This window comes from Halomonas sp. PAMB 3264 (genome assembly GCF_031954245.1).
GTDB lineage: Bacteria > Pseudomonadota > Gammaproteobacteria > Pseudomonadales > Halomonadaceae > Vreelandella.
The window spans coordinates 2,959,818-2,971,967 of sequence record NZ_CP134866.1 but is presented as its reverse complement, the minus strand read 5'-3'; the positions used below and the strand labels follow the sequence as shown (position 1 = coordinate 2,971,967).

Annotated in this window: 9 protein-coding genes; 3 read left to right on the top strand and 6 right to left on the bottom strand. The window is 65.7% G+C overall.

Going from position 1 to position 12,150, the window contains the following annotated elements:
- Positions 1-5 precede the first annotated feature (5 nt).
- Together RN347_RS13425 and RN347_RS13420 are read left to right on the top strand one after the other, a co-directional pair.
- The gene (locus RN347_RS13425; RefSeq protein WP_263586282.1) at positions 6-434 is read left to right on the top strand and encodes a universal stress protein; all 429 of its coding nucleotides are present in this window, start codon (positions 6-8) and stop codon (positions 432-434) included.
- A gap of 149 nt (positions 435-583) precedes the next feature.
- The gene (locus RN347_RS13420; protein ID WP_311958559.1) at positions 584-2,104 is read left to right on the top strand and encodes an aldehyde dehydrogenase family protein; all 1,521 of its coding nucleotides are present in this window, start codon (positions 584-586) and stop codon (positions 2,102-2,104) included.
- 51 nt (positions 2,105-2,155) lie between these two features.
- Here the strand turns inward: RN347_RS13420 and dauA are convergent, their stop codons facing one another.
- A complete protein-coding gene (dauA, locus tag RN347_RS13415; RefSeq protein ID WP_311958558.1) occupies positions 2,156-3,904 on the bottom strand; it encodes a C4-dicarboxylic acid transporter DauA in 1,749 nt (582 codons plus the stop codon).
- Between the two features lie 180 nt (positions 3,905-4,084).
- Positions 4,085-4,507 carry a hypothetical protein gene (locus tag RN347_RS13410; protein WP_311958557.1) on the bottom strand — a complete coding sequence of 141 codons (423 nt, stop codon included), beginning with the start codon at positions 4,505-4,507 and terminating at the stop codon, positions 4,085-4,087.
- Between the two features lie 135 nt (positions 4,508-4,642).
- Here RN347_RS13410 and RN347_RS13405 point away from each other — a divergent pair, with 135 nt between their 5' ends.
- On the top strand, positions 4,643-5,608 hold the full coding sequence (locus RN347_RS13405) for an alpha/beta hydrolase (RefSeq protein ID WP_311958556.1): 966 nt from the start codon (positions 4,643-4,645) through the stop codon (positions 5,606-5,608).
- On the opposite strand, the gene RN347_RS13400 is transcribed toward RN347_RS13405, so the two are convergent.
- From RN347_RS13400 to RN347_RS13385, 4 genes are read right to left on the bottom strand one after another with little or no spacing between them, the layout of a single operon-like run.
- Positions 5,593-6,312, bottom strand: coding sequence for a response regulator (locus RN347_RS13400; protein ID WP_311958555.1), 720 nt, complete (start codon positions 6,310-6,312; stop codon positions 5,593-5,595). The two genes, RN347_RS13405 and RN347_RS13400, sit on opposite strands and share 16 nt — an antisense overlap.
- Positions 6,313-6,367: 55 nt before the next feature.
- Entirely contained in the window at positions 6,368-7,789 is a 1,422-nt protein-coding gene (locus RN347_RS13395; RefSeq protein ID WP_311958554.1) for an ATP-binding protein, read from the bottom strand.
- On the bottom strand, positions 7,786-10,899 hold the full coding sequence (locus RN347_RS13390; protein ID WP_311958553.1) for an efflux RND transporter permease subunit: 3,114 nt from the start codon (positions 10,897-10,899) through the stop codon (positions 7,786-7,788). The genes RN347_RS13395 and RN347_RS13390 overlap by 4 nt, the downstream gene beginning before the upstream one ends.
- Positions 10,896-12,104: an efflux RND transporter periplasmic adaptor subunit gene (locus RN347_RS13385; protein ID WP_311958552.1), complete on the bottom strand. Its 1,209-nt coding sequence runs from the start codon at positions 12,102-12,104 to the stop codon at positions 10,896-10,898. Before RN347_RS13385 ends, RN347_RS13390 begins: the two co-directional genes overlap by 4 nt.
- Positions 12,105-12,150 lie beyond the last annotated feature (46 nt).

Below are 12,150 nucleotides of genomic sequence, written 5' to 3'. Positions count from 1 at the left end.
GTGCCATGTACCAGAAAATTCTGCTGCCCGTGGATCTCAACGAAGAGAGCTCGTGGAAAAAGGCGCTGCCGGTGGCCGCCACGCTGTGTCAGACCTTTGGCGCGTCACTGCACCTGGTGAGCGTGCTGCCGGAGTTCAAGATGCCGATGGTGGGGGCCTATTTTCCGAAAGACTTTTCGCAAAAGGCCCACGAGGGGATGAAGGAGGCTCAGGCCGCCTTCATCGATGAGCACGTCCCAAACGATATCCCGACTCAAAGCGTGATCATCGATGGCTCACCCTGGGAGGCGATCATCAAGGTCGGCAAGAAAATCGACGCCGATTTGATCGTCATGGCCTCCCACACCAGGCGCAAGTTCGCCGACTACGTGCTTGGCCCCAACGCCGAGCACGTGGTGCACCACGCGAAAATCTCGGTGATGATCGTGCGCTGACAGTACGCGTTTCACACCAAAAGGCGGCTTCGGCCGCCTTTTTTTGTGCCAGTGACGGCGACTGCGACGTTTGGCTAATGTCGTTCCCGCGCCGGGTGACCAACACTGAGCGAGCGGTTTCAAACACCATAATGCTTGGGAGCCTTACCATGATCTACGCCAATCCGGGCGACAGCGGCGCCGTCGTCACTTTCGAAAAGCGTTACGGCAACTACATCGGCGGCGAATTCGTGGCGCCGGTGAAAGGTGAGTACTTCGACAACCTCAGCCCGGTCAACGGCCAGGTGTTCTGCGAGATTCCCCGATCCAGCGCCGAGGATCTGGAAAAGGCGCTCGACGCCGCCCACAAGGCCGCCCCCGCCTGGGGCAGGACCTCCGCCGCCGAGCGCAGCAATATCCTGCTCAAGATGGCCGATCGCATCGAGCAGAATCTCGAGCTTCTGGCGGTGGCGGAGACCTGGGACAACGGCAAGGCGGTACGCGAGACCCTGAACGCCGACTTGCCGCTTGCCATCGACCACTTTCGCTATTTCGCCGGCTGCATCCGCGCCCAGGAAGGGAGCGCTGCCGATATCGACGCCAACACCGTGTCCTACCATTTCCACGAGCCGCTGGGCGTGGTGGGGCAGATCATTCCCTGGAACTTCCCCATCCTCATGGCGGTGTGGAAGCTCGCGCCGGCGCTTGCCGCCGGTAACTGCGTGGTGCTGAAGCCCGCCGAGCAGACGCCGGCCTCCATTCTCGAGGTCATGAAGATCGTGGGCGACCTGCTGCCGCCGGGCGTGGTCAACATCGTCAACGGCTTCGGCGAGGAGATCGGTCAGAGCCTTGCGACGAGCAAACGCATCGCCAAGATCGCCTTCACCGGCTCCACCCCGGTGGGCTCGCACATTTTGAAGTGCGCCGCCGAGAACATCATTCCCTCCACGGTGGAGCTTGGCGGCAAGTCGCCGAACATCTACTTCGCCGACATCATGAACGCCGAGCCAAGCTTCGTCGACAAGGCCGTCGAAGGTCTGGTACTGGCGTTTTTGAACCAGGGCGAGGTCTGCACCTGCCCCTCGCGCGCGCTGGTGCAGGAGAGCATGTATGACGAGTTCATGGCGAAGGTGCTCGAGCGCACCAAGGCGATCAAGCGCGGAAACCCGCTGGATACCGACGTGCAGGTCGGCGCTCAGGCATCGCAAGAGCAGTTCGACAAGATCATGTCCTACATGGACGTCGCCCGCGAAGAGGGCGCGGAGTTTCTCACCGGCGGCAACAAGGCGAGCATCGACGGTGACTATGACAGCGGCTACTACATCGAGCCGACGATTCTGAAAGGCAACAACAAGATGCGCATCTTCCAGGAGGAGATCTTCGGCCCGGTGGTGTCGGTCACCACCTTCAAGGATGAAGAAGAGGCGCTGGCGATCGCCAACGACACCGAGTTCGGCCTGGGGGCCGGGGTGTGGAGCCGCGACATCAACGTGGCGTTTCGTATGGGCCGTGGCATTCAGGCCGGGCGCGTGTGGACCAACTGCTACCACCAGTACCCGGCCCACGCCGCGTTTGGTGGCTACAAGAAGTCTGGCGTCGGCCGCGAAACCCACAAGATGGCGCTCGAACACTACCAGCAGACCAAAAACCTGCTGGTCAGCTACGACGTGAACCCGATGGGCTTTTTCTAACTCGCCCCACGGGCTTTCGAAACACAGCGACCCGGCCACTGGCCGGGTTTTTCATGCCGGTTTTTCAGACCGGAACTCCAGCCAGCGCCGCGCCAGCCGCCTGGCCTGTTCGAGCTGGCGGACCACGGCGAACCGGCCCGCTTGGCGGCGGATGCCGGTGCGCTTGAGCTTTAACACCATGCGCGGCGCCAGACCGACCACGATAATGCCGACGCCACGCTCGGCAAGCTCCCGGCGCAGCGTGTCGATGGCGACCAGCGCGGAAGCGTCCAAACTCGGCACCTCCTGCATCTCCAGCACCACGATGCGCACGTCGCGGTCGATCACGCGAAGCGTCGCCATTGCCTTTTCGGCGGCGCCGAAAAAGAGCGGCCCGCTGACCCGGTAGTGGGCGACGCCGTCCGGGAAGGCGGCTGCGGGCTCCGGCGCCTCCAGACGGCGAGTGTGGGTGAGCTTTGCCATTCGCCGGATGAACAGCGCGGCGGCCAGGCCCATGCCCACGGCCACCGCGATCACCATGTCGAACACCACGGTGAGCAAAAAGCAGATGACCAGCACCGCCACGTCGCTGCCCGGCGCACTTTTCAACGTGTGCACGAAGTGGCGCGCCTCGCTCATGTTCCAGGCGATGATGAACAAAAGTGCGGCCAGCGCCGCCATCGGCACGTAGCCCATGGCGCCGGCCAGCGCGACCACTGCCAGCAGCACGACCAGCGAATGAACGAGCGCGGCCACCGGCGAACAGGCGCCGCTTTTGATATTGGTCGCGGTACGGGCAAGTGCGGCGGTAGCGGTCATGCCGCCAAAGAACGGCGCGATCACGTTACCCAGCCCCTGACCGATCAGCTCGGCGTTGGAGTCGTGACGGGTGCGGGTCAGGCCGTCGGCCACCACGGCGCACAAAAGCGACTCGATGGCTGCCAGCAGCGCGATTGCCAGGGCCGGGCCGAGCAGCGCCTGGATCAGCGCGAAGTCGACGGTCAGCGGATCATCGTTGGCGCCGGGAAGCTGCCAGGGCAGGGCAAAGCTGGGCGCGAAAGGAGGAATGCCGCTACCCGCCACGCCATCGGCCTCCCAGCTAAAGCGCGAGGCAATGGTCGCCACCTCAATGCCGCCCCAGGCAAGCATAAGCGCCACCAGCGTGCCAACGCTCAGGCCCACCAGGGGTGCGGGGATTGGCGTTTTCAGGCGCGGCCAGGCAATCAAGGTGGCAAGCGTGGCCGCCCCTATGCATAGATCCGGCGGCGAAAGCTCGGGAAGCGCGCGGCCGATCACCACCAGGTTATTAAGCGTACTGCTGCCAAGCGCGATATCGCTCAAGCCAAGAAAGCCGGGCACCTGCAGCAGCGCAATGACCACCCCGATGCCCGCGGTAAAGCCGAGAATGACCGGGTAGGGCACGTACTGGATCAGACTCCCCAGCCGGGCGAGCCCCAGCGCCATCAGAATCAAACCGGCCATGAGCGTGGCGACGAGCAGCCCGCCCAACCCGTACTCGGCCACGATAGGAAAGAGAATGACCACGAACGCCGCGGTAGGGCCTGAAATATTGAAGCGTGAGCCGCCCGTCAGCGCGATGATGGCCCCGGCTACGATCGCCGTGTAGAGCCCATGCTGCGGCGCCACCCCGATGGCGATCGCCAGCGCCATCGACAGCGGCACCGCGACCACGCCTACGGTGAGCCCCGCCAGCACGTCCCGCTTGAGCTTGCCAGGCGTGTAGCCTTCGCGCCAGGTGTTCAGCAAGGCGCGGCCGGGAAGCGGAAGTTGGGCCTGGAAGCGACGGGGAGCGCGGGACATGGCAAAGCCTCGGGATCAATGGCGAACCCGGATAAATTACGCCGCCCTAATGTCTTACACAACGGCCTCGCCCAATGGCCTTGATGACAGCGGGCTACCTCCATGCGCTAAAGGCATAAAAAGACACCGCCCGGTATGAGCCGGGCGGTGTCTTTGGAACACAATCTATCGATGAGGCGTTTACTGCTCGGCTTGGGCCTCGTCCGTCGCCGTGGTCGCTTCGTCGCCCTGTTCGCCGTGGTGACGCCCACGCTCGCCGCCGCGCTCGCTGCGATGCTCTTGGCGTACGTCGCGCATGGCCTCACGCAGTGCCTGGTGCTCCTCGTCGGTCAGAATTTCGTCGATGCGCGCCTGATGCTCGTCGTGCAGCGCCTTCATCGCCTCGAAAAATTCGCTGTTGGCTTCGTTGAGCTGTTGCTGCTTCTCTTCACCGATCTCGGCGCGCTGGTAGACTTCCTGGCGCTGCTCCTGCATGCGCTCGCGCATCTGCTCGCGGTCCTGGCCGTGGCCGTCGTGCGGGTGCGCCTGAGCGGTCATCGCGACGGGTACCAGCGCGGCGGCCAACAGAGCCGGGGCAAAGAGTTTGCGAAGTGATAGCGTCATGGTTTCTCTCCTTGATGCGATGCTGTCGAAGGTGACACCTGCAGTATCACGCGGCCCGGTGTAAAGTCGTTGCACAAAGTGTGCAAACACCGTGACCTTCTCATAGGCTAAGCATCCGGATAAAAGGAGGTATCGATGCACGCGTTTCGTGTGATTCGCCGCTCGCTAGGCGCAGGAAGTTTGGCGCTACTGCTCGGCGGCTGCGGCGCGACCCACCTCGCCACCAGCGGCGAAACCGCCATCGCCCAGTCTGCCATCTCACCAACCCCGCGTTCGCCCTCGGTGCGCTCGACGTCGCTCACCCCCCAAATTTATACCCCGGCAAACTGGCCCGAGTCGCTCACCGCCCGCGTGCGCCTACCCGAGACCCCCAACGCGGGCCTGCGCCCGGCGGCGCTGATCGTGCACGGCGGCGGCTGGCGCGGGCGAAGCCCCGCCGATATGGAAAAAATCGCCCGACAGCTGGCGGGGCAGGGCTATGTCACGGTCAACGTCGAGTACCGCTTTGCGCCGCGCTACCGCTTTCCCGCCCAGCTTCATGACCTACAGCAGGCGATGCGCTGGATTCACGATAACGCCGAGCGCCTGGAGGTCGATACCGACCGCATCGTCGGCGTGGGCTACTCCTCCGGCGCCCACCTGGTGAGCCTTCTGGCGCTGGCAAGCCAAACGGGGCCGCTGGCCGAGCCGTATGGCGGCGAGCACACCAGGCTTCGCGCCGCGGCGGTCGGGGGGCTGCCGAGCGATCTGTTGAAATTCAATGACGGGGAGCTTGTGATCGGCCTGCTCGGCGGTACCCGCGACGAGGTGTACGACGCCTACGTGCAGGCCTCACCGATTCGCCAGCTCACGCCAAAGGCGCCGCCGTTTTTCCTTTTCCACGGCAATCGCGACCGGCTAGTGCCGGTGGATCACGCCCGGGACTTTTATGAGGCGCTGCGCGCCCAGGGCACACCCGCCGAGCTCTACCTGCAGCACGGCCGCGGGCACATTGCGGCTTTTCTACTGCGCGGCGGAGCTGTTGATGCGGCGATCGCGTTTCTCAATCGAGAAGTGAATCGTAAGGTGGATAATGGCCCCGACACTCAGCCTTCAGGCTGATACTTGTAACCGACGCCATACACCGAGCGGATGATCTCCTGGTCGGGGAGCGCTTCGGTGATCTTTTTGCGCAGCTTCTTGATGTGGCTATCCACGGTGCGCTCGGAAACGATGCGGTTGTCGCGGTACATGTGATCCATCAGCTGCTCGCGGCTAAAGATCCGCCCGGGGGCGTGCATCATCACGCGCAAAAGCTGAAACTCCACCGCGGTGAGGCCCAGGTCCTGGCCCTTGGCAAGTGCCACCCAGCCTTCATCGTCCAGGGTGACCGGCGCGATTGGGGCGGTGGCCTCAATGGGGGCGCTTTCGGCGGCGCGGCTTCTGCGCAGCACCGCCTTGACCCGGGCCACCACTTCCCGCGGGCTGAACGGCTTGCAGATATAGTCGTCGGCGCCCATCTCGAGCCCCACCAGACGGTCCACCTCTTCGACCTTGGCCGTCACCATGATGATGGGCAGCGCCGGCCAGCGCTGGCGGATCTCGCGGCAGAGCGTGGTGCCATCCATGCCCGGCAGCATCAAATCCAGCAGTACCAGCGCCGGCGTATTCGCGTCGAGCCAGGCAAGCACGTCGTCGCCGTGCTCGATCAGCGTCGGCGCGAAGTGGTGGCCGGTCAGGTAGTCGGCCATCAGGCGCGCGATCTTCGGCTCATCCTCGACGATCAGAAGTGAGGCGTTGGCGGGGTACGAATCGGTCGATGACATGGGCACTCGAGGCTCCAGAGTGAAAATCCAGCGTGAAGCTAATGTAACGCTAACGCTAACGCGAAGACAGAAGCGGGAAGCGCAGCGTCCAGCAAAGCCCGCCCAGGGGAGAGGCGCTGGCGGTGAGCGTCGCGCCGTGGGCGCCGGCCAGCGCGCTTGCAATCGATAGCCCCAGTCCGCTGCCGCCGCTTGCGCGACTGCGCGAGCCCTCGACCCGGTAGAGCCGTTCGGTCAGCCGTGAAAGCTCGCTTTCCGGTACGCCCGGGGCGCTATCTTGCCATATCACCACGGCCTGGTGGGCCTCGACGGTCAAGCGAACGTCGAGCGTGCCCGGGGCCACGGTGTAGGCGCAGCTGTTATCCAACAGGTTGCTCCAGAGCTGGCGCAGACGCTGCGGGTCGCCCAGCACCATGACGTTCGGGGCGATCTCGGTGGAAAGCGCAAGGCCGCTGTCCGCCAGCCAGCGGTCGGCATCCGAGAGCCGGCCCAACAGGCTGTCGCTGAGATCCATCGGCGACAGGTGAATATCGAGCGCGCCGGCGTCGCTTTGCGATAGCAGGCGAAGATCCGCCACCAGCCGCTCGAGCTGATCGACCTCCTGGGCGAGCGACCCCAGATTCTCCTGGTCGAGCGCTCGCACGCCGTCCTGCATCGCCTCGATCTCGCCGCGCAGCACGGCCAGCGGAGTGCGAAGTTCGTGGGCGGTGTCCGATACCCAGCGCGCCCGGGCGTTGCGGCTCGCCTCCAGCGTTTCGGCCAGCAGATTGAAGTCCTGGGCCAGCCGCGAGAGCTCGTCGCGTCCGCGCGCGCGCAGGCGGATGTGGTAGTCGCCTTCGGTGAGCCGGCGCGTGGCGCCGGCCAGCGCCCGGGTGCGCCCGCCGAGCCACCAGGAGAGCCCGCCGGCCAGCAGCAGCGAGGCGACCACCAACGACAGGACGATAATGATGAGGTTGCGCTGCTGGCGCTCCAGAAAACGGCTCTCCATGCGCTCCATGACCTGCTGGGGCGAGCGAAAGCCCAGCTCACCGATACTCACGCGCTCGCCGCCGGTGGCGCTTTCGCTGTAAAGCGTTAGCCAGTGCCAGTCGCTTGGCTCGCCCAGCGGGCGAGGGCGCACCACGAAGCGGCCCTCGGCGTCGCGCAGCGCGAAGTCTCGCGCTTCGCCCAAAGGAGAGGCGCGCTCCTCGCGCCCGCGGCCGAGCTCGAAGCGCACCACGCGAGGCCAGCGGTCCGGGGAGCGCTCGAGCCACGCCCAGTTTCGCTGGCCGTTCCAGCGGGTCACCAGGCCGTCGGCCAGTAGGGTCGCCCGGCGCTCCTGAGCCTGGGTCAGGTACTCGATGAAGCCCCGGTCGATGCTGTAGGAGACCGCCAGAAAGGTGCTGGCGGCGATCGCCACGTTGACACTCAGAATCACCGCGAACAGGCGCCACCCAAGACGCGACGGACGCCAGCGTGACAGCGTTTGAAGCCGGGTCATGATACGCCACCGCTTTGGTCGGGTTGTGGGGTTGGCTGCGGCGGGGCGCTCAGGCGCTCGCGCAGGTTTTCAAGCCCCAGGTACAGGCAGGGCACCAGAATGAGCAGAATGGCGGTGGCGAAGATCATCCCGAAGCCCAGCGAGATGGCCATGGGGATCATGAAGCGTGCCTGACGCGAGGTTTCCAGAATCATCGGCGCCAGCCCCAAAAAGGTGGTGAGCGTGGTCATCATGATCGGGCGAAGGCGCCGAGTGGCCGCGGCGACGATCGCTTCGCGCGCCGCCATGCCCTCGCGGCGCTTGCGATTGGCGTAGTCGATCAGCACCAGCGCATCGTTGATGACCACCCCGGAGAGCGCCAGCATTCCCAGCAGGCTGATGATCGAGAGCCCAAAGCCCATGACCATATGGCCCGCCACCGCGCCGACCAGGCCAAAAGGAATGGCGGCCAGCACCAATAGCGGCTGCAGGTAGCTTCTAAACGGAATGGCGAGCAAGGCATAGAGCGCGGCGAGCATCAGCCACATGGCGGTTCTGAGCGTGGCGAGGTTGTCGGCGGTGTCCTGCTGGCGCCCGCCGAGAGCCACTTCGAGCCCCGGCCAGGTGTTGGTCAGCGTAGGGAACACGTCCTCCTGCAGCGTGGCGAGCACCTGGTTGATCGTCTGGTCGTTGTCGGAGTCGGCGGTCACGGTGATGATGCGTCGCCCGTCGATACGCGTCAGGCTGCTCGAGGCCTGGCTCAGGGTGATATCGGCCGCCCGCGACAGCGAAACGCTCAAGCCATCGGCAGTGCGCACCGGCAGGCGGTAGAGCTCGTTCAGACTCGCCCGGTCCTGCTCGGGCAGGCGCACCTCGACACTGACCTCCTGACGGCCGATGAACTGCTCGACAGCGGTGGCGCCCTGCAGCGGGCCGCGTAGCGCTTGGGCCAGATCGCTGCCGGTCAGGCCCAGCGCGCGACCCTCGGCGGACAGGCGCATTTCGAGCTGCGGCTTGCCGTCGCCCAGGCCGCTGTCGATATCGGTCAGGCCGTATTCGCCGAGCTGCTCGGCCAGGCGCGTGGCGGCGGCTTCCAGCACCTGGGTATCCGGGTGGGAAAGGCGCAGGCTGAGCGCGGCGCCGCTGCCCGGCCCGCCCACGTCCGAGGCGAAGCGCACCGACTGCGCGCCGACCAGATCGCCGCTCACGTCGCGCCAGCGCTCGGCGATGCGCGATGGCGGCCACTGATCGAGACTCTCGCTGGCGATATCCAGCGTTACTTCCAGACTTTCACCGTCCAGCCGGCTGCGGGTGCTGGCGAATGAAAGCGTCGGCTCCTCGCCGCTGAGCGTCTCGGCGGCGTCGATCAACTGCTGGCCGAGTTCGCGGCTGACGCTGATGTTACTGCCGATCGGCAGGGTCACGGTGGCGCGCACCTGGTCCGACTCGACCCGGGGCATCAGCGAAAAGCCGAGCCGCCCGCTCATCGCCCAGGCCAGCGCTACCACCAGCAGCGTAACCCCCAGGCTTACGCTCAGAAGCCGCTGATTCAGCGCGCGCTGCAAAAACGGCTCGAAGCGGCGGTAGGTAAACGCGTGCAGGCCCCCTTGCAAGGCGTGGCGAAGGCGCTCCAGCGGGCGCTGCCAGGCCGGCGTTTTGCGCGGCTTGTGGCTGTGGGCCAGGTGCGCTGGCAGGATGAACAGTGCCTCGGCCCAGGAGATCAGAAAGACCGTGACCACCACCACCGGTACGGTGGCGAAGATCATGCCCAAAAAGCCCGGCAAAAACAGCAGCGGCATGAACGCCACGATATTGGACAGAATGGCGAAGGTGAGCGGCACCGCGATCTCTTTGGCGCCCTTGACCGCCGCATCGCGCAGCGAATAGCCCTCTTCGCGGTAGCTGTAGATGTTCTCGCCCACCATGATCGCGTCATCCACGACGATGCCGAGCGCGATGATGAAGGCGAACATCGACATCATGTTCAGCGACACCCCGATCCAGGGCAGAAACAGCATCGCGCCCAAAAACGCGGTGGGAATGCCGAGCGTCACCCAGAACGCCAGGCGCGCCTCGAGAAACAGCGCCATGAGAATCATCACCAGCGCCAGGCCCATCCAGGCGTTCTTGAGCAGAAGCCCCAGGCGGTCCTCGTACACCTCGGAGCTGTCGCGGGCTACGTCCAGATGAATGTTCGGGGGAAGCCCGGCGCGCAGGCGCTCGAGTTCGCTCTGCACCGCCTTCGAGACGCTGGTGGGGGTTTGATTGCCCACCTGGAAAACCTCGACGGAGAGGCCCTGCTGGCCGTTATAAAACTCCTCGCGGTCGGTTTCGGCAAAGCCTTCGCGCACCTGGGCGATCTGGCCAAGCGTTACCGGTGCGCCCTGGGCGGTGGTCAGAATCGGCAGGCGCGCGAACTCGGCGGCACTTTGGCGCCGGCCCTGGTAGCGGATCAGCCACTCGCCTTCGGCAGTGGTGAGCTGGCCGCTGGCCAGATCCAGCGCTTCCTCGCCGATGCGCGCGGCAAGCGCCTGGTGGTCCAGCCCGTAACGCTCGATCGCCTCGTCATCCAGCAGCACCTGAATCTCACGGTCGCGGTTGCCGGAAAGCTCCGCCCGGGAGATGCCGCTATTGGCCTGAAGCTCGGCGCGCACGTTTTCGGCGGCGTCGTGCAGCGCGGAAAGGCTGGCATCGCCATACACCTGCAAACTCACCACGCCGCGCGAGTAGCCCGCCAGGCTAAAGCGCGGCGGGTCGGCGGCGTTGGGGAAAGTGGTGATCCCATTCACCGCCTGCTGGATCTCCTGATAGACGCGCATCACCTCCACGCCGTCGATCAGCGTGGCCTGGACCACGCCGCTGCTTTCATTGGCGGTCGCGGTCAGCTCGTCGATCCCTTCGACGTTGGAGATCGCCGCCTCGACCGGTAGCAGCAGGCTCTGCTCGATATCTTCTGGCGTTGCGCCGGGGTAGCTGATGGTGACCTGCACGGTTTCGCTTTCAAAGTCGGGAAAGACCTCCTTCTTGATCGCAAGCGAGGCCATCAGGCCACCGACGATGAACAGCGCCATCATCAGGTTCGGCGCGACACCGTGATCCACCATCCAGGCAAGCGGGCCCTTGCGCGTCATGGGGCGTTCTCCTCATCCGGGTGGGCCGGCGCCTCAGTGGACGAGCGCGGGCGCACCTGCTGGCCAACGCGCGGCTGGGCAAGCCCGGCGGTGACCACGCGCTGACCCGGGCTGAGCCCGTCGCTCACCAGCGCCTGCTCTTCGCCGCGGTAGGCAAGCGTCACCGTCGAGCTCTGGAGACGGTCGTCGTCATCGAGCCACCACACCACGTCGCCCGGGCGCAGCGCCGAGGAGGGCAGGGCGATCAACGCCTCGCGCGCGGTGGTGTGGTAGCGAAGGCGCACGACATCCCCCAGGCGCAGCGCCGGCCCGTTCTGGTCCAGTGCCAGCGGGTCGTCGACGGAGACGAGCAGCTGTGCCTGCAGGCCGTTCTCTTCGAGATTCGGCAGAATCGAGGTCAACTCACCTTCGCGGCTCTCCTCCGCCGGCCAGCTTTGGCTGGTGAGCGTGACGCGATCGCCGGGCTCGAGCCAGGCAAGCGTGTCGCCGGGAAGCGAGGCGCGCACCCAAAACTGTTCGACGCCGACCAGACTCAGCACCTCGGTGCCTTGGCTCAACAGGCTGCCGGCGCCGAGGGTGCGTTCGGCGACCATCGCCCGCCAGGGCGCGGTGAGCGTGGCGCGTTCCAGATTCAGGGCGGCCTGGTCGCGTAGCACCCGGGCCTGGGTCAGGGCAGCTTCGGCCTGGCGCTTTTGGGGCTCGCGCAGCACCAGCGCCCGGCGCTCGGCGGTAAGCTCGCGGCCAAAGCGGGCGTAGTCACCCTCGGCGCGCTGCTGCTCGGCACGTTCGAGCGCAACGCCGGCTTCGGCGGTGGCGACCTGGGCCTGGGCATCCTGCAGCGCAAGCTCGAGATCCGCGCGGTCGATATAGGCAAGCGGGGCGCCTTCCTCTACGACCTCGCCGGGCACCACGCCTTCGGCAAAGCGTTCGAGCTCGCCGGCCACTCGGCTCGAGATCATGGTCGATTTCTCGGCCTCTACCCGGCCGAAGCCTGAAAGTGATGGGGCCTGAACGCGGCGCTCGACGCTGATGACATCGACCAGCGGCGGTGAGGCCGGCGGCGGCGGGCGGCGCTCGATACGCGGGGGTTGAGTGACGATCCACCAGGCCAGGGCCAGGCCGCCGGCCAGAATCAAAAGCGCCGCGATGGCGCCCCAACGCACCCGGCCGCGCTGGCGGGCCGGCGTTTTATCAAGAAGGGTCATTACCGCACGTCATCCGTTGGCTGGAAGCTAAAAATGCTGGAAGATA

Coding starts and splice junctions, on each gene's coding strand:
- RN347_RS13425 (WP_263586282.1), top strand. CDS start 6: ATGTACCAGAAAATTCTGCTGCCCGTGGATCTCAACGAAGAGAGCTCG.
- RN347_RS13420 (WP_311958559.1), top strand. CDS start 584: ATGATCTACGCCAATCCGGGCGACAGCGGCGCCGTCGTCACTTTCGAA.
- dauA (WP_311958558.1), bottom strand. CDS start 3,904: ATGTCCCGCGCTCCCCGTCGCTTCCAGGCCCAACTTCCGCTTCCCGGC.
- RN347_RS13410 (WP_311958557.1), bottom strand. CDS start 4,507: ATGACGCTATCACTTCGCAAACTCTTTGCCCCGGCTCTGTTGGCCGCC.
- RN347_RS13405 (WP_311958556.1), top strand. CDS start 4,643: ATGCACGCGTTTCGTGTGATTCGCCGCTCGCTAGGCGCAGGAAGTTTG.
- RN347_RS13400 (WP_311958555.1), bottom strand. CDS start 6,312: ATGTCATCGACCGATTCGTACCCCGCCAACGCCTCACTTCTGATCGTC.
- RN347_RS13395 (WP_311958554.1), bottom strand. CDS start 7,789: ATGACCCGGCTTCAAACGCTGTCACGCTGGCGTCCGTCGCGTCTTGGG.
- RN347_RS13390 (WP_311958553.1), bottom strand. CDS start 10,899: ATGACGCGCAAGGGCCCGCTTGCCTGGATGGTGGATCACGGTGTCGCG.
- RN347_RS13385 (WP_311958552.1), bottom strand. CDS start 12,104: ATGACCCTTCTTGATAAAACGCCGGCCCGCCAGCGCGGCCGGGTGCGT.